We start from the raw sequence: 17,607 nt of genomic DNA on the forward strand, positions 1-17,607 counted from the left end.
TCGTGGTCCATTGGAACACGAGGAGGCGCCAGGTTAAACTGAAGGGACTGACCCCGGAGGAGTTCCGGAGACAGTCCCTTGCGGCGTAGTTCTTATTTAAGCCGTCCAAGTTTTGGGGTGCAGTTCATCGTCCGCGTTCCGGGGGCCTTTTGCTGCCGCGAGGATGCGGCCGAACGATGCGCTCAGGTTAAATCGGATCTTATATTTCGTATGCGCTTTATATGGCTCCATTTTTGGGTACAGTGTTGAGCCGATATTGCATTGGGGGATATATGAGCGATGAGACGTATGGCCGCGAGGATGCGGCCCAGGATGCGGAAGCATGTGCCGAAGCCCTGGAGAGCCTTGACCGGATCGCGCTAGACGAGCTCTCGTTTAGCGATTCGGCCGTCGACGCGCAGGACGAGGTGCACGAAGGCACTGAGGACGAAGACAGCGACGCCAAAGACGCTCCTGACGAAGCCAAAGAGGACGATAGCGAGGCCAACGACCAGCCCGAATCCGACACGGGCGAAGAAACCGTCTTGCTCGACAGCTTGCCGGCCGAGGATTCGCTGACCCGCGAGCTTCCTGGCCTGGGGTCCGCACCAGCCGTGGACGAGACCATCGCCATGGGCGATATTCCCCTGCCGTCCGTTCCCTCGGCACGCGAGGCCGAGGTTCGCCATCGCAAGATGTCACCCAAGCGCCGCAACCTGATGGTTGCCGGCGTTGTGGCCGTCGCGCTCGTCGCCGGCGGCGCAGGCTACGCAGCCTGGAACGGATACCGGCAAGAGCAGGCTGCCATCACCGCCGCCAATGCCCACACGATGATGTCGGTGCAGATTGGCGTGCATGCCGCGGGCCTCGACTGTTCCGCCGGCTCCAAGATTCCCGTACAGGTGAGCGGTCAGGACGCTGATGGCTCCTCCGTGAGCGAAACGCTCTATGTTGACGAGCACGGCCGCGGCATCAAACTGCTGCCCGGCGATTACACGCTCTCCATCGCTGCCTCCCCCATCGCGGCCGACGGCACCATCTATACCGTCCCGACCACCAAGACGCAGGTCACCGTTAAGAGCGATGGACAGGATTTAAGTGCCCAGGCCACCTTTAAGCTCAAGGTGCCTTCGGCCGACACGGTGACTGACGACCAGATCGATGCCGCCGCCAAGTATGCCGAGGAGGGCGGTGCGAGCTCCGCCGCGGCTGCCAAAGTGCTCCAGCAGGCAGCAACCGCGCGGCGCGACGCCGCCGTCAATGCCGTGAGCGCGCAAAAGGCACAGGCGTCCCGTGATGCTGACGCTCGCCACAAGGCAACCGACCTCTACCAGCTCGATATTCCCGTCGAGTGGTACGGCAAGGTCGCAACTTGGCAAAACGGAAGCACGCTATGCATCTATCTGGGCGACGACGCCAATACGCCGCTCGTGACGCTCGTCGCGGTGCGCGAGGGCGAGAGCTTTACGCCCGATGAAGGCGATACGGTTTTGGGCGCGGCCAATCTAGGCAACGGTTATACCGTCTACGCCAGCGGCCCCGTCTATCCGTACGTGGTGCCCCAGACCATCAACGGACGGACGCAGAACCCCGTGTCAACCTACCCCATGGACACGGCCATTGAGCTTGTCGAGCTTACGACCGGTAACCGCTACACCTATAGCCAGATCAAGAACGTGCTGGTCGGCAAAGACGGCAAGGCCGACGCCGCCACCAAACTCGAGACCGACTACCTCGCCCAGATTCTCCTGCCGAGCATCAAAGCCCAGGACTAGCCTGGCACAGCAAGGTGCTCCCCAACCGTGATGAAGGAGCCAGGAGGTCCTGACCCCACAGGTCCATAGGTGATTAGGCAAGGAGCCACTTCCATGCGGGCATTACGTGGACCACACCGTGCTCGCATGGAATATCGGTCTGTTCATCCATGGTAACGATTGCCGACTCGCCAAGATCGAACTGGGCCATCGAGGCATCAAGCGCGGCAATTTCGCGCTCGCGCGTTTTCTCACTTGCCATATCCGTACTCACCTGAATCAGGCTATAAGCCCGCATGAGAAGCGCGTCCCCAGCCACAAAGTCCACCTCATGGCTTTTGCTCTTCTCTTTGATCAGCAGGCGGCAGACCGAGCCGACCCTCACCGCGGGAGTCCTTCTTCTTAGCGCATTGAACACTGCGGTCTCGAGCCTCTGGCCCTGGTCCAATGCCGATGCGGGAGAGAATGCTCCAAACATCGCAGGGTCGACAGCGTAGACCTTAGATGCAGACCGCATGTTATTTGCCAGTGAACGCGTGAACTCCGGCACAGAAAATAACAGGTAGGCGTCCTCATAATACTCAAGTAAATCGCTGAGCGAATTACGACTGACGGGTATCTGTCTGCTCTTGAACTCGTTGTACACTTTGTTCACTGACAGCTCTCGTCCCGAAGATGCCATACACCGCGTCAAGAACAGCGACGCCAGGCGAGGGTTCTTGACGTCGTAACGTTCAACGACGTCCATAGCGACCGTTCGCGAAGCATATTCCTGTAGCAGCTGAATCGCGTCTGCGGGCGTCTGCTCAAGCGTCGCGATGAATCCCCCTTGTTCAAGATACCCGATCAGATGATGTCGAAGCAGCGCTGCATCGCTCGGGGAAAAAGTCGCATCTGGCTCGGGAACGCTCCCCGTCTTATATCGAACGTATTCCGAAAAACTCAACGGAAAAAGCTCTCGCACAAGAGAACGACCCCTGAACTCGCTCTTAAGTTCTGAGGACAGCATCTTGGAAGAAGATCCCGTCACATAGACGGTCGCTTTCTCCGTATCGACTACACGCCGCAGAAACGCACCCCATTCGGGAATTTCCTGGATCTCGTCAAAGAAAATGTAAGCGCCCTCGGTTCGAGCAACAGGATACAGCGCATAGAACGTGTCGAGCACGTCCGCCAGCAACGATGGCTCATACGGGCGCAAGCGCTCATCCTCAAAATTGAAGTAAAGCATCCGGTCAAGCTCGACGCCCCGGCTCTGAAGCCGCCGCATCTCCTGATACAGGCGATACGTCTTTCCACAACGGCGGGCCCCCACAATCACATTTACGATGTTGTCGCGCTTTGGCTCCTGTGGGTTTCCTAGATCAAGGTCTCGCTCAAAGACCTGCAGAACCCCCTGCTGTTCAAAGTCCTTTATTTTCTGGGCGATCAAGTCGTTGAATGCCATGATTCTCCAATCTTGCTCTCTAGCTAATCAAAATTATAGCGATTCTTGATTAATTAGAGAGCAAGATTATGTCTAACTTGATTAACACTTAAGCAAGTTTTTTCACTATTACTGCTCGAAGGATGCCAAGTGGCTGAGAGGACAACCAAGCTCGAATGCGACTCCCTAGACAGTCGATTTGGGACGGAGCTTTTTTGACTACCCTCCCCCTGTAGAAAAATCCCTAACGCAGTTGCGGTGAAATAGGGATTGTTTTTGCCGGTCAAACCGCAAAACAGTCCCTATTTCACCGCAACTTTTTGGTGGCCTTTTTGGTGGCACTCAGCGCCAGGGGTCGGCTTCGAACATTGGCTCGCGCTCGGGGCGGCGATCGCTGTAGGGATCGTAGCCGTCGTCGTCCTCGTTCTCGGCACGGATGTAGGGGTCGCGCGGCTTGGGTGCCGGCTTAGGCACAGGCTTGGGTGCGGCGGGTGCGGCATCGGTCGCCGGCGCACTTGTCTTGATCTCGTCTTTCATCTGCATAGCTCCTTGCATCGCATCCGTTCAACATTATCGATTGTCGCACGAAAAAGGGCGGCGGACCCAATCGGATCCGCCGCCCTTGGCGTTCGGCTCAAAAGGCAGATTTTAAGGCATGGCCCAAAACCTACTCGGCGTCGGGGACCTCGTAGGTGGCCGCCGGCGTGTTGTCGCACACGACGGTAAAGCCGCCGTCCTTGTCGACATCGACCGTCACCTGATCGCCCTCACGCACCGTGCCATCGATGATAGCGGCGGCGATGGCATCCACGACCTCGCGCTGAACCAGACGCTTGAGCGGACGGGCGCCAAAGACCGGGTCCAAGCCGCCCACGGCGAGCATCTGCTTGGCCGCCGGGGTGATGGCAAGCGTCATGCGCTCCTTGGCCAGACGCGCGCGGACGTCGGCGAGCTGGATGTCGACGATCTTCTCGATCTGCGCCATGCCGAGCGGATGGAACACCACGATATCGTCGATACGGTTGAGAAACTCGGGGCGGAAAGTCTGAGCCATGGCCGCGTCGACCTGATGGCGCATCTCCTCCTCGTCCTTGCCGGAAAGCTCAGCGATAGCCTTGGAGCCCACGTTAGACGTCATGATGATGATCGTGTTCTTGAAGGACACCTGGCGACCCTGGCCATCGGTCAGGCGGCCGTCGTCGAGCACCTGCAGCAGCACGTTAAAGACATCCGGATGAGCCTTCTCCATCTCGTCGAGCAAGATCACGGAGTACGGACGACGGCGCACGGCCTCGGTGAGCTGGCCGCCCTCGTCGTAGCCCACGTATCCCGGGGGCGCACCGATCAGACGCTGGACGCTGAACTTCTCCATGTACTCGGACATGTCGATACGCACGAGCGCACGCTCGTCATCGAACAGGCACTCGGCCAGCGCCTTGGCGAGCTCGGTCTTGCCCACGCCGGTGGGGCCCAGGAAGAAGAAGCTGCCGATGGGCTTGTCCGGATCGGAGAGGCCCGCACGGCTGCGACGCACGGCCGCGGCGACAGCGGAGACCGCCTCGTCCTGGCCGATGACGCGCTTGTGCAGCTCGCCCTCCAAGCCCTTCAGCTTGTCGAGCTCGCCCTGCATCATCTTGGACACGGGCACGCCGGTCCAGGCACTCACGACCTCGGCGATCTCATCAGAGGTCACCTGTTCGTTGAGGCCCTCGCCGTCCTGCTGCTTTTGTGCCTCGAGCGCAGCCTCGGAATCCTGAATCTGCTGCTGCAGGCCCGGAATCACGGAGTAGCGCAGCTCGGACGCACGGCCCAGGTCGCCGTTGCGCGTCGCGCGCTCCTCTTCGCTCTTGGCCTCGTCAAGCTGCCCCTTGAGCTCCTGCACGTGGTCGATGGCGTTCTTCTGGTTGAGCCAGCCGGCCTTTTGCACGTTGAGCTTTTCCTGGACCTCGGCAATCTCCTGGCGCAGGGCCTCCAGACGCTCCTTGGAGGCATCGTCGGTCTCCTTCATGAGCGCCTGCTCCTCAATCTGCAGCTGGGTGAGCTGACGCGTGGTGGCGTCGATCTCAACCGGCATGCTGTCGAGCTCCATGCGCAGGCGGCTTGCGGCCTCATCGACCAGGTCGATGGCCTTGTCGGGCAGGAAACGGTCGGCGATGTAGCGATCGGAGAGGTCGGCAGCCGCCACGAGCGCACTATCGGTGATATGCACGCCGTGGAAGATCTCGTACTTCTCCTTGAGGCCACGCAGAATCGAGATGGTGTCCTCGACGGTGGGCTCGGAGACCATCACGGTCTGGAAACGACGGGCGAGCGCCGCGTCCTTCTCGATGTACTTGCGGTACTCGTCAAGCGTGGTCGCGCCGATCGCGTGCAGGTCGCCACGGGCGAGTGCAGGCTTCAGGATGTTGCCGGCGTCCATGGAGCCCTCGGTGGCACCCGCGCCCACGATGGTGTGGAGCTCATCGATGAACAGGATGACCTTACCCTCGGACTTCTGTACCTCCTTGAGCACGGCCTTCAAGCGGTCCTCGAACTCACCACGGTACTTGGCACCGGCGACCAGCGCGCTCATGTCGAGCTCGATGAGGTCGCGGTCGCGCAGCGTGCTCGGCACGTCGCCGGCTACGATACGCTGGGCGATGCCCTCGACGATGGCCGTCTTGCCGACACCCGGCTCACCGATGAGCACGGGGTTGTTCTTGGTACGACGGGACAGGACCTGGATGGTGCGGCGAATCTCATCGGTACGGCCGATGACCGGGTCGAGCTTGCCGGCGCGGGCGAGGTCGCAAATGTTGCGACCGTACTGCTCCAGCGCCTCAAACTGCGTCTTGTCCTCGGCGGACGTCACGCGGTCATCGCCGCGCAGCTCCTCGTAGACTTGCTCGATGCGCTCCTTGGTGACGCCTGCGTCGCGCAGAACGCGGCCGGCCTCGCCCTTGTCCTCGGCAAGTGCCATCAGCAGATGCTCGGTCACCACAAAGCTGTCGCCCATCTTGGTGGCCTTCTTCTCGGCCTTCTCGATGACGCGGACGAGCTCGTTGGACAGGCCCATCTGCTGGCCCTCGCCCGAAACCTTGGGCGCGTGGTCGATGGCATCCTGTGTGGAGCGTGCGAGCTGAGCCGGGTCGGCACCGATGCGCTCGATGATCACGGAGATATTGCGCTCGCCGGCACCGAGCAGGGCAGACAGCAGATGAATCGGCTCCACCGCGCCGGCCTGCGCATCGGCAGCCGTGCTCATGGCGGTCTGCAGCGCCTCGCGCGACGTCATTGCTAGCTTATCGATTCTCATGGAATCACCTCTCTTGGGGTGGCCGCCCTACGGGGCGGCTTCACGTTGTTCGAGAAGTATTGTTGCCAGCTTTGTACAATCTTATACACAAATCTAAGTCTCTATATATAAGATTTTCTGAGTGATTAAGAGATAGGGGCAGGCACGCTCACCCACTGCGGCCTCGTCCCCTAACTATCTCGATCTGTAACATCTATCGACCGTTTCCGGCTCCAGATGTTATAGATCGAGACGAATTGTTCAGCGGCGCCCGTTTGTCTCAATCTGTAACATCTAGTCGGCAAATAGGGCTCTATCTGTTACAAATCGAGACGAACGAAGACACCTGAGTCGAAAATCTAAATCTGTAACACCAGGCCCACTTTTAGCGGCCAAGATGTTACAAGTCGAGACAAACCAAGGACCACCACAAAGGCGCCTGTCCCCTTTGTGGTGGTCCAGAGAAGAATCAGCCCCGATTAAAAGAGGAGGCATCAAGCCCAGTCTACGTTTGGCGATCCCAAGACCCAACGAGAACGCAGCGATGGAATCGAGAACCGACAATAGCCCGTTCGCACAGATAGAGGCGGAGATTCAAGGTCAGAGTCCGGCTTAAACGGCTTAGCTATCGCACGTCACAACGTTCTCGTTGTCCTCCCTATCGTATTTATAGTGCTTACTGTGATAATAGTGAGTTTAGTGAGAATAGTATCGCTCAAGACTCGTGGACTCAATTATTGACCTCTCGCCCAGAATGAGTGGGACAAATATTCCTATTAGAGGTCAAATCGAAGCCCAATAGGGCATTTTCGCCCCGTCATTTCGACCGATCGCTTTCTTTTGAATATTGTCGTAAGCTGGTATCACTTATCTTTATGAATGCATACTGTTTGCGAGGTACCCGCCGTGAAACGCTCCACCTATATCGGCCTGCTCGTCTTAGCGTTTGCAATTACCGCAGTCGGCGTGGGCATTATCTATCTCGCATTTCTCCCTGCCTCGGCAACGCAGGCGGCGGTTGAAACCGTAAGCTACCCCATCGAAATCCTCACCGATATCATCAAACCCGATTCAATCACCGTCGATTTCGACGGTACGCCCGCAGCGCTTGGGGTCAGTAACTATCCCCGAATCGAACTTGGAGCCACGCGCTATACCCAAGATGAGCAGCTTATCGGCAAGGCAACCAGTTTACTCAAAGGCAAGACGTTTAAGCGATGGTACGGCGCCGCAATATATCGAGCCAAGAATGGCCAAATGGTTGGCGGGTATTATTCGACCCTTGAGCTCGATGCGGCAAACGGGAGCAGATTGTGCAACGTCTCATACGACCCCGGCTACGTGGACAATGAAGGACCGGGGGTCTATATCTCGGATGGCGACGTAATCTACGTCATGGAGGGCGACCAGACGGCAGTCGTCGATTTTATGGATCGGTGTACCGAAGATGCCTACGAACAAACTTGCGAGCCCGATCCGCAGACAGCGCGCAACAGTGGCTCGGCACGCACTTGGCTATTTGACGATGAAATAACCTGGACCCCATCGAAATAAGGTCCCGCCGGGCAGGCACCTTTGTGGCGGTCCCAGTCAATTATTAGCGTCCCTCAAGACCCAACGAGAACGCAGAAATGTAGCCCGGGGCTTACCCTTTCCCGAACGCGACCCTCGCGAAGCGCGTGAGCGGGCGGGAAAGGGTAAGCCCCGGGCGGACAATTAAGTGCGTTACTCGGCAGCGGCCTTGAACTTGTTGTAGTTGATCAGGCAGCCGGCCTTGACGATGGCACGCTCCTCGGCCGTCATATCGGCAATGTAGAGCTCAATCTGCTCGACCGCACCGTCGGCACGCACCACGTAGGCGGCGATGTCCTTCAGGTCGCCATCGAGCGCGGCACGGATACCCGGCACGAAGACGTAATCGCCCACCTCAAAGTTGGGCTCGGCCTCCATCTGGAAGGGCACCATGCCCCAGTTCATCACGTTGGAGCGATAGCGCTTGGTGGCGTACTCGTGGACGATGTTGGCCAAGCCGCCAATCACGCGCTGACAGCTCGCGGCCTGCTCGCGGGCAGAACCGTCACCGGGCTTCTTGGCATAGAGCATAGAGCCGTACTCGGTCGCCTTGGCATCGACCGCGACACCCGCGCCGGCCAGCGCCTCAAACACGCCGGCAAGTTCGGCATCGAGCGCCGCCAGGTCGCCCGCGGCCTCGCCGGCCACGCGACGCTTCTCCACGGCGTCGACCTCCTTGGAACGACCGACGTAGGCCGGATCGCGGCGGCTGAGCGTAAACTCGGCCAGACCCAGCGGGTTGGAGCGGAAGGAGCTCGTCTCACCCGAGGGAATGAGCTCGTCGGTCGTGGTGACCGGGTCCATGATCTTGGAGCACACCTTGAGCAGGATGTCGTCGCCGAGGGGCTCCATCGCGGGCCACGGCTTGATGTTGGGGCCTTCGACCAGCTCGTCGGCAGGCTCCGCCTTGCCAAAGCCCCAGTACACGCGCTTCTTGTACGGCGCATCGTCAAAGGTGTACTCGCAGGCCTCGTCCCAAGTGTCTTCGGGCAGGTCGGTCGCCGACGTCAGGACGCCGCCGTTGGCAGCTGTCGCCGCAATGGAGCGGGCATCCATCAGGGCCACGGCGCTCAGCTGGCCATTACCCGGCTTGGAACCCTCACGGTTGGGGAAATTTCGCGTGGTGTGGCGGATGGACAGGCCGTTGTTGGCAGGCGTGTCGCCGGCGCCGAAGCACGGGCCGCAGAACGCCGTGCGAACGATCGCACCGGCCTCCATGAGGTCGTAGATATAGCCGCGGCGCGTAAGCTCGAGTGCCACGGGCTGGCTCGTGGGATAGACCGACAGCGAGAACTCGCCGCAGCCGGTGTTGGCACCCTTGAGCACGCGAGCAGCCTGGACCACGGAATCGTAATTGCCGCCCGAGCAGCCGGCGATGACGCCCTGCTGCACGTGCAGCTTACCGTCGACGATCTTGTCGAGCAGGCTAAAGTGCGTCTTGCCCTCGCCGATCTTGGCAGCCTCGAGCTCCACCTCATGCAGGATGTCCTCGAGGTTCTCGTTGAGCTCATCGATCTCAAAGCCGTTGGAAGGATGGAACGGCAGGGCGATCATGGGCTTGATGCTCGACAGATCGACCTCGACACAGCCGTCGTAGTAGGCGACATCGGCGGGCTTGAGCTCGCGGTAGTCGTCGCCGCGGCCGTGCATGGCCAAAAACGCGTGCGTGTCCTCGTCGGTGGCCCAGATGCTCGACAGGCAGGTGGTCTCGGTAGTCATGACGTCGACGCCGTTGCGGTAGTCAGTCGTCATGCTCGCGATGCCGGGGCCCACGAACTCCATAACCTTGTTCTTAACGTAACCCTTGGCAAAGACGGCACGGATGATGGCGAGCGCCACGTCGTGCGGGCCAACGCCGGGGCGCGGGGCGCCCGTGAGGTAGATGGCAACGACGCCGGGATAGGCGACATCGTAGGTGTCGCGCAGCAGCTGCTTTGCCAGCTCGCCACCGCCCTCGCCCACGGCCATGGTGCCCAGGGCACCATAGCGGGTGTGCGAGTCGGAGCCCAGGATCATCTTGCCACAGCCGGCGAAATTCTCACGCATAAAGGAGTGGATGACGGCGATGTGCGGCGGGACGAAGATGCCGCCGTACTTCTTGGCAGCCGAGAGACCAAAGACGTGGTCGTCCTCGTTGATGGTGCCGCCCACGGCGCACAGCGAGTTGTGGCAGTTGGTGAGCACGTAGGGCAGCGGGAACTGCTCCATGCCCGAGGCGCGCGCCGTCTGGATGATGCCGACAAAGGTGATGTCGTGGCTCGCCATGGCGTCGAAGCGAATCTTGAGCGCCTCGGGGTCGCCGGACGTATTGTGTGCCTGGAGGATCGAATACGCGATGGTGCCGCGCTTGGCATCCTCGGGCGTCTGCGTAATACCGCGCTCGGCAGCCTCGGCCTCAGGCACAACCTCGCTGCCGTTACGCAGGTAGATGCCGTCCTCGTACAGCTTGACCATACTGTCTCCCACTCTGCCCAAAAGATTTGGGCGCATAGCATACATTCGTTCAATATCGTGCCATAGAACGGTTGCGAGTGGGTTACGAATCTACACGTTCACTTTATCTCGGTAAAGTAAGGTACGAACCCGGCGAGGGCCGGCAGATTTGGTGCAAGAGTGTCCCTTTCGACTAGTCATTTAAGAACGTCCCCAATGACTACCCTACCGTATCCGGAGCAAGGCAACGCCGCAGGCAGAGGACGGACAGCGAGCGGCGTCCAGAGCGAACAAGTTGGCATGAAAAAGGCAAGGCATAGACCTTCTGGTCATGCCTTGCCTTTTGAATGGCAAATTGTCGCTCTGGGCGGCGCGCAGCGTCGAGCCGTTACGCCGTTCGGCAGAACGGCGTAACCTAGAGATCTCCGCCTGCGCCCAAAAGTTTGCGCATGACTTGCTCGGGGTTGACTGAGCCGTCGCGCGGGGCCAAGGCAGTGATCTTCTTCTGCATCTTGTACTCGTGCAGCTCGTCCTCGAGCTGGCGCACGCGGGCGCGGAGCTTTTCGTTCTCGCGCTCGCGCTCCTCGGCACGCTCCTTCATATCGAGAATGCGCACCACGCCGGCAAGGTTGATGCCCTCGTCGGTCAGCTGGTTGATGAGCTCCAGGCGCTCGATATCGGCACGCGAATACAGACGCGTGTTGCCGCCCGAGCGCTGGGGGTTCACCAAGCCCTTGGACTCGTAGACGCGCAGAGTCTGCGGATGCATGCCGGTCAGCTCGGCCGCCACGCTGATCATGTACAGCGGTTTGTTCCTATTGTCCTCGGCCATGCTACCTGACCCCTTTCCGTCTCGTTATCGTCCATCATAAGCCCGTGGGCGCGGGCGTGCGCCACGCCCGCCCTAGTATGTCGCCTTGTAACGGTTGACCTTCTCGCGGTAGTCGCGCGTGTCGGCCTCGCGCAGCTTGGTCATGGCATCGCGCTCGTCATCGGACAGGTTCGTGGGAACCTGCACCTTGATCTCGACAAGCAGTGCACCGGTGCGCCCGCGATGCTTAACGTCAGGCGCACCCATCTCTTTAAAACGGAACTTCTTGCCCGTCTGGGTACCCGCGGGCACCTTTAGACGAACCGTCGCACCGCCGGGCGTCGGCACGTCAACCGTGCAGCCAAGCGCCGCCTCATAGACCGAGACCGGTACCTCCATGGTCACGTCGGCACCTTTACGCTTAAACAGTGGATGCTCCTCCACGTGCGTGGTCACGACCAGGTCGCCGCGCTCGCCGCCGGCAACACCATACTCGCCGCGACGCTTGTAGCGCAGCTTGCCGCCGTCGACCGCACCCGCAGGCACCGAGACCGTGATGGTCTGCTGCTCGCCCGTCGAGGGAATGCGGTAGGTGACCTTGTGCGTCACGCCGCGAAACGCGTCCTCGGCCGTCACGTCGACAGTCAGCGACAGGTCGCCGCCCTTGCGAGCACGGCTGCGGCCCGCGCCGGCACCGGCAGCGCCCGCAGCCCCGGCAAAGCCCGAGCCCCAATCGCTGCCCCAGGCGCCGTTGCCGCTAAAGATGCTGTCGAAGATATCGCCCCAGCCGCTCGCGCCGGCACCGGCGCCGTAGCCACCGCTATACGCGCCGCCCGCGCCCGGCATGCCGCCGAACATGAGCATCTGGTCGTACTCTTTGCGCTTCTTCTCGTCCGAAAGCGTCTCGTAGGCCTCGCTAATCTCCTTGAACTTGGCCTCGTCGCCGCCGGCATCGGGGTGATATTTTTGCGCGAGCTTGCGAAACGCGCTCTTGATCTCTTTGTCGGAGGCGCTCTTGGATACGCCCAGGATGTCATAGAAGGTTTTGCCTGCAGCCATCGTAGCTCCTCTCCTGTTACGTCCGCCGTCCATGCAGACGACGGCTCATGCTTTCATATGGCACTAGGCCAGAAAGGGCCCCGGGTGTTGCCCCGGGGCCCTTCTCAATTACTCCTCGGTGCTCTCGGCCGTATCGGCCGCAGCATCCTCGGGTGCCGCTTCGGGCTCCGGTGCGGGGCGCTTCTCGCCACCGTAGGTCACCGTCACCATCGCGGAACGCAGGATGCGATCCGCCATGCGGTAGCCCTTCTGGTACACATCGTTGACGGTCTCGTCGTACTGCGATGCGTCCTCGACGCGACCCACAGCCTGGTGCTCGAGCGGATCGAACGCCTCGCCCTTGGGGTCGATGGGCTCAACGCCCTCATGCGCAAACACGTCGAGCAGCTTGGCATGTACCGCGTCAACGCCATCGACGAACTGCTTAAAGTCGTCAGAAAGCTCTTGGCTGCGGGCATGGTCGATCGCGCGCTCGATATCGTCGATCACCGGCAACAGCGCGGTGACAAGCTTCTCGGTCGCGCGCTCGCGCTCGGCGATGCGCTCGTTGGCGGTGCGGCGACGGAAGTTCTCCCAGTCGGCCTGCAGACGGGCGGTGCGCTCGGTGGCGTCCTTTGCCTTGTCCTCGGCGGCCTTCTGAGCCTCTGCCGCAGCATCGAGCTCATTGCGCACGTCGGCAAGCTCTTTCTGAGCCTGCTCGAACTTGAGCTTAAAGTCGTTGTCGGCGGCTTCTTCACCGGCGCGGATAGCGGCTTCCACCATCTCGTCCTCGGTCATCGTCGCCTCCTTGTTGGAATCCTCTACTTGGTTCTCGGCAGCCTCGGCGGCCGGGGCCTCGTTGGCCTCGGTAACGTCTGCGGCCTCTACGGGAATCTTCACGTCCTTCTCCTCAGAGTCAACGGGGGCGGCGCCAGCGGCGGCCGCCTCCGTGCGAGCTTTACGGGCGGACATGATTATTTGTCCTCGTCGTCCACAACCTCGTAGTCGGCGTCGACAACGTCATCGTCGGCAGGCTGGGCACCAGCGGCACCGTCGGTCTGCTGCTGAGCGTCGGCGTAGACAACCTGAGCCAGCTCGTAGGCCACGGACTGCAGGGACTCGCCGGCGGCCTTGATAGCCTCGACGTCAGAGCCCTCGAGCGCCTTCTTGGCGTCGGCGATAGCGGTCTCGGCCTTGGACTTCACGTCGGCGGAAACCTTGTCGCCCAGCTCGTTGAGGGTCTGCTCGGTGGAGTAGCACAGGCTGTCGGTCTGGTTGCGGACCTCGACCTCTTCCTTCTGCTTCTTGTCCTCCTCGGCATGAGCCTCGGCGTCCTTGACCATACGATCGACTTCGTCGTCGGAAAGCGCGGTGGAGCCGGAAATGGTGATCTGCTGCTCCTTGCCGGTGCCCTTGTCCTTAGCGGAGACCTTGACGATGCCGTTGGCGTCGATGTCGAAGGTAACCTCGATCTGCGGCACGCCGCGGCGGGCAGCCGGGATGCCGGTCAGCTGGAACTTACCGAGCGACTTGTTGTCGCGAGCAAGCTCGCGCTCGCCCTGGAGCACGTTGATCTCGACGCTGGTCTGGTTGTCGGCAGCGGTGGAGTAGACCTCGGTCTTGGAGGTCGGGATCGTGGTGTTGCGGTCGATCATCTTGGTCATGATGCCGCCCATGGTCTCGACGCCCAGCGACAGCGGGGTAACGTCGAGCAGCAGGATGCCCTCGACGTCGCCGGTGAGCACGCCGCCCTGGACGGCAGCGCCGTCGGCAACGACCTCGTCGGGGTTCACGGACATGTTGGGCTGCTTGCCGGTCATGGTCTTGACGAGCTCCTGGACGGCGGGCATACGGGTGGAGCCGCCGACGAGGATGACCTCGGTCAGATCGGAGAGCTTAAGCTTGGCGTCGCGCAGGGCGTTGGTGACAGGCTGCTTGCAGCGCTCGAGCAGGTCGCGGGTGACCTTCTCAAACTCGGCACGGGTCAGCGTGTAGTTGAGGTGCAGCGGGCCGGACTGGTTCATGGTAATGAACGGCAGGTTGATGGTGGTCTGCTGGGCGGCGGAGAGCTCCTTCTTGGCGTTCTCGGCGGCCTCCTTCAGACGCTGCAGGGCCATGGGGTCCTGACGCAGGTCGACACCGTTCTCCTGCTGGAACTTATCGGCCATCCAATCGATGACGCGCTGATCCCAGTCGTCGCCGCCCAGGTGGTTGTCGCCCGAGGTGGACAGAACCTCAAACACGCCGTCGGCGAGGTCGAGGATGGAGACATCGAAGGTGCCGCCGCCCAGATCGAAGACCAGGATGCGCTGGTCGGTGCCCTGCTTGTCCAGGCCATAGGCAAGAGCAGCAGCGGTCGGCTCGTTGACGATACGCTTGACGTTGAGGCCGGCGATCTTACCGGCGTCCTTGGTGGCCTGACGCTGGGCGTCGTTGAAGTAGGCCGGGACGGTGATGACGGCGTCGGTAACGGTCTCGCCCAGATACTTCTCGGCGTCGGCCTTCATCTTCGCGAGCGTCATGGCGCTCACCTGCTCGGCGGTGTAATCCTTGCCCTCGATGTCGACGACGGCACGGCCGCCCTGGCCCTCCTTGACCTCATACGGCACGGTCTTGATCTCGGAGGTGCACTCGGAGTACTTGCGGCCCATGAAGCGCTTGATGGAGAACACGGTGTTCTTGGGGTTGGTGACAGCCTGGTTCTTAGCGGCCTTACCCACGACGCGGTCGCCGTCGGCACGGAAGCCCACGACGGACGGGGTGGTGCGGTCGCCCTCGGCGTTCACGATAATGGTCGGAGAACCACCCTCGAGAACGGCCATAGCGGAGTTAGTAGTACCAAGGTCGATACCAAGAATCTTGCCCATTAGAAATTCCCTCTCTCTTGTGCGTTTGCACCGACTCGGCGGTCTGCCGAGCGGTGTTTCGGCTTGTCTTTCAGGATGTAGTGTATCCCCTTATGGGCCGGAATATACAAAATCTAAGTCAATTCATATAAGATTTCTTATTGCCGAGAGTTTAGGTTCGCAAATACGCAGGTAGACGCACTGTTTGAGTTCTCGGCAAATCTATCGAGATCTATGTAGAGATGGCTGAGGTTTGCGTCCGGGGGTGCCTGGGGGCCGTCTTGCGGAAAGCTCATCCCGGTTTGAGCGTGGATTCCGGGTCGCAGTTTCCGTCTGAAGGCTCAACCGGAAACCGTATCCCGTTTTGAGAGCTGATACCGGCTCGCATTTTCCGCTAGCGGGCCTAACCGGAAACTGCAACCCATTTTTCGACAAAATAATGGGATGCGGTTTCCGCAAGCACGCTCAATCGCCCTATATTTCAAGTCACCTTTAGCTAACATTTACGCAGCTCAACGGCCCCACCTGCGCGTTTTTTAGTAAACCTTGGCATACTCGGCGAACGGTATGAAGATGCCGGCCAGAGGGTATTGCAAACGGTCGCTCCCGTGGTATGTTTTTGCCCGAATCAAACCGGCGCGCATCGTCTGTAGCGTCGGTCAACAGAGAGGAAACTACCATGGCTCATCCCGTAATTGATGCCGACGAGTGCATCGCTTGTGGCGTTTGCGTCGACTCCTGCCCCGCTGGCGTTCTGGAGCTCCAGGACGTCGCTACCGTCGCTGACGAGGACTCCTGCGTCGCCTGTGGCGCTTGCCAGGACGCTTGCCCCGCTGGCGCGATCACCGAAATCGTCGAGGAGTAACGACTCCCCCACTGCACACTCAAAAGTACACCGTGCACAAAAAAGGAGGCCTCCGCATCGCCGCGGAGGCCTCCTTTTGCATATGTGGGCAGCTAATTTGGAGCGGGACCCTTGGCAGTTGCGGTGGAATAGTTCCTGTTTTATGTTTTGGATGCCGATTTTAGGAACTATTTCACCGCAACTTATAAAGACGGTGTCGGGCTAGGACAAATCATCCTCGTAGGGCATCAGGTCTGCCAGATAGCCCTTCTCCTTGAGTATGGCCTCGATCTCGTCGAGAGTCTGCTCGTCCTCCGCCGCAATGCGATGGAAGTGATAGCCGCTCGTCACCGTTAGTAGCGGAAAGCTCTTGCCGCTCTCGATATCGTGCAGGTAGCGCTCGACATCTCGACGATTGCGAATGTCCAGGTCGGCCGTGATCTTGCCGTACACGCGGTGATTGACGATCACGTTGAGCACGGCGCCGCCGGCGTCGACGATACTCGTGAGCTCATCGCCTGCCTGCTCCACGCTGTGGCGAACCTTGACCAAGCGCGTGGGCACGGCGGGGCTGCTGGGGGCCTCCTGCAGCACATAACCACGGTTGGTGGCCACGACATCGTGCCCATCGGCACGCAGCAGGGCAATATCCTGAACCACGATCTGACGGCTCACGCCAACCTCGCGGGCAAGTGCGCTGCCCGAAACGGGCTCCTTGGCCACCTCGAGCACGTCCATGATGGCACGGCGACGCTCGCGGGCGTTCATTATTTACCGTCCAGCAGACGCAGGTGCTTAAGTGAGAGGTCGAGGATCGGGGCGGAGTGTGTCAGCGCGCCCGAGCTAATAAAGTCAACGCCCAGGTCGGCGAGCGCGCGGATATTGCTGGCGTCCACGTTGCCCGAGCACTCGGTCTTGGCGCGACCGGCGATAAGCTCAATCGCGGCGGTCATGTCGTCATGGGTCATGTTGTCGAACATGATGATGTCGGCGCCGGCCTCCACGGCCTCGCACACCATGTCCAGGTTCTCGCACTCAATCTCGACCGTCGTGGTAAACGACGCATGGGCGCGCGCCATCTCGATCGCACGCGTCACGCCGCCGGCGGCATCGATGTGGTTGTCCTTGAGCATGACGGCCGTCGACAGGTTGTAGCGGTGGTTGCTGCCGCCGCCAATCTCAACCGCCGCCTTCTCAAACACGCGCATGCCCGGCGTGGTCTTGCGCGTGTCGACGAGCACGGTCTTGGTTCCCTCGAGCGCCGCGGCCATGCTGTGTGTATAGGTAGCGATGCCGCTCATGCGCTGCAGGTAGTTGAGCGCCACGCGCTCACCCGAAAGCAGCACGCGCGCATCGCCGCGCACCTGACCCACATGGTCGCCGGCGTGCACCTCGTCGCCATCGGCAACGTCGAGCAGCACCGAGCTCTGCGAATCCAGCAGCTCAAAGGTGCGAGCGAACACATCCAGGCCGGCGATGATGCCATCGGCTTTGGCGATAAGCTCCACCGTGGCGGGACGCGCCGTGGGGCACACGCTCGCCGTGCTCACGTCCTCAAACGTAATGTCCTCGCGCAGAGCCTGCAGAATCAGATCATCGACGACGAGCTTCATGGTAATGGGATTCATGG

General features: G+C 60.7%; 14 protein-coding genes. 4 read left to right on the plus strand and 10 right to left on the minus strand.

The genetic code is table 11. The annotated features are described in order from the left end of the window. Nucleotides 1-2 precede the first annotated feature (2 nt). The gene (locus GDJ93_RS04705; RefSeq protein ID WP_226812388.1) at nucleotides 3-89 is read left to right on the plus strand and encodes an IS3 family transposase; all 87 of its coding nucleotides are present in this window, start codon (nucleotides 3-5) and stop codon (nucleotides 87-89) included. Nucleotides 90-272: 183 nt separating this feature from the next. Continuing rightward, nucleotides 273-1,754, plus strand: a complete 1,482-nt coding sequence (locus GDJ93_RS04710) for a hypothetical protein (protein WP_152067930.1) — start codon at nucleotides 273-275, stop codon at nucleotides 1,752-1,754. 73 nt (nucleotides 1,755-1,827) lie between these two features. Here the strand turns inward: GDJ93_RS04710 and GDJ93_RS04715 are convergent, their stop codons facing one another. From GDJ93_RS04715 to clpB, 3 genes are all read right to left on the minus strand, one after another. Then, nucleotides 1,828-3,180: an ATP-binding protein gene (locus tag GDJ93_RS04715; protein ID WP_152067931.1), complete on the minus strand. Its 1,353-nt coding sequence runs from the start codon at nucleotides 3,178-3,180 to the stop codon at nucleotides 1,828-1,830. A gap of 321 nt (nucleotides 3,181-3,501) precedes the next feature. Then, entirely contained in the window at nucleotides 3,502-3,696 is a 195-nt protein-coding gene (locus tag GDJ93_RS04720) for a hypothetical protein (protein WP_226812464.1), read from the minus strand. A gap of 130 nt (nucleotides 3,697-3,826) precedes the next feature. Continuing rightward, nucleotides 3,827-6,454: an ATP-dependent chaperone ClpB gene (clpB, locus tag GDJ93_RS04725; RefSeq protein WP_138375308.1), complete on the minus strand. Its 2,628-nt coding sequence runs from the start codon at nucleotides 6,452-6,454 to the stop codon at nucleotides 3,827-3,829. Nucleotides 6,455-7,339: 885 nt separating this feature from the next. Here clpB and GDJ93_RS04730 point away from each other — a divergent pair. Then, the gene (locus GDJ93_RS04730) at nucleotides 7,340-7,987 is read left to right on the plus strand and encodes a hypothetical protein (protein ID WP_152067933.1); all 648 of its coding nucleotides are present in this window, start codon (nucleotides 7,340-7,342) and stop codon (nucleotides 7,985-7,987) included. A gap of 171 nt (nucleotides 7,988-8,158) precedes the next feature. Here the strand turns inward: GDJ93_RS04730 and GDJ93_RS04735 are convergent, their stop codons facing one another. From GDJ93_RS04735 to dnaK, 5 genes are all read right to left on the minus strand, one after another. Continuing rightward, nucleotides 8,159-10,459 (minus strand): hydratase, encoded by a 2,301-nt coding sequence (locus tag GDJ93_RS04735; RefSeq protein ID WP_152067934.1) that lies wholly within the window; start codon nucleotides 10,457-10,459, stop codon nucleotides 8,159-8,161. 394 nt (nucleotides 10,460-10,853) lie between these two features. After that, entirely contained in the window at nucleotides 10,854-11,270 is a 417-nt protein-coding gene (locus tag GDJ93_RS04740; protein ID WP_006235210.1) for a heat shock protein transcriptional repressor HspR, read from the minus strand. Between the two features lie 72 nt (nucleotides 11,271-11,342). Beyond that, the gene (locus tag GDJ93_RS04745) at nucleotides 11,343-12,308 is read right to left on the minus strand and encodes a DnaJ C-terminal domain-containing protein (RefSeq protein WP_099432528.1); all 966 of its coding nucleotides are present in this window, start codon (nucleotides 12,306-12,308) and stop codon (nucleotides 11,343-11,345) included. A gap of 108 nt (nucleotides 12,309-12,416) precedes the next feature. Next, on the minus strand, nucleotides 12,417-13,259 hold the full coding sequence (locus tag GDJ93_RS04750) for a nucleotide exchange factor GrpE (protein WP_152067935.1): 843 nt from the start codon (nucleotides 13,257-13,259) through the stop codon (nucleotides 12,417-12,419). Between the two features lie 2 nt (nucleotides 13,260-13,261). Next, the gene (dnaK, locus tag GDJ93_RS04755; RefSeq protein ID WP_152067936.1) at nucleotides 13,262-15,154 is read right to left on the minus strand and encodes a molecular chaperone DnaK; all 1,893 of its coding nucleotides are present in this window, start codon (nucleotides 15,152-15,154) and stop codon (nucleotides 13,262-13,264) included. Nucleotides 15,155-15,812: 658 nt separating this feature from the next. Between dnaK and GDJ93_RS04760 the strand changes: the two genes are divergently transcribed. Continuing rightward, the gene (locus GDJ93_RS04760) at nucleotides 15,813-15,998 is read left to right on the plus strand and encodes a DUF362 domain-containing protein (RefSeq protein WP_006235216.1); all 186 of its coding nucleotides are present in this window, start codon (nucleotides 15,813-15,815) and stop codon (nucleotides 15,996-15,998) included. Nucleotides 15,999-16,199: 201 nt separating this feature from the next. Here the strand turns inward: GDJ93_RS04760 and GDJ93_RS04765 are convergent, their stop codons facing one another. Both GDJ93_RS04765 and nadC read right to left on the minus strand, forming a co-directional pair. Then, the gene (locus GDJ93_RS04765; protein ID WP_152067937.1) at nucleotides 16,200-16,745 is read right to left on the minus strand and encodes a transcription repressor NadR; all 546 of its coding nucleotides are present in this window, start codon (nucleotides 16,743-16,745) and stop codon (nucleotides 16,200-16,202) included. Next, nucleotides 16,745-17,605: a carboxylating nicotinate-nucleotide diphosphorylase gene (gene nadC, locus GDJ93_RS10120; RefSeq protein ID WP_226812465.1), complete on the minus strand. Its 861-nt coding sequence runs from the start codon at nucleotides 17,603-17,605 to the stop codon at nucleotides 16,745-16,747. Before nadC ends, GDJ93_RS04765 begins: the two co-directional genes overlap by 1 nt. Between the last annotated feature and the right edge of the window lie 2 nt (nucleotides 17,606-17,607).

It is taken from the genome of Collinsella aerofaciens, from assembly GCF_902501475.1.
Lineage (GTDB): Bacteria > Actinomycetota > Coriobacteriia > Coriobacteriales > Coriobacteriaceae > Collinsella > Collinsella aerofaciens_AL.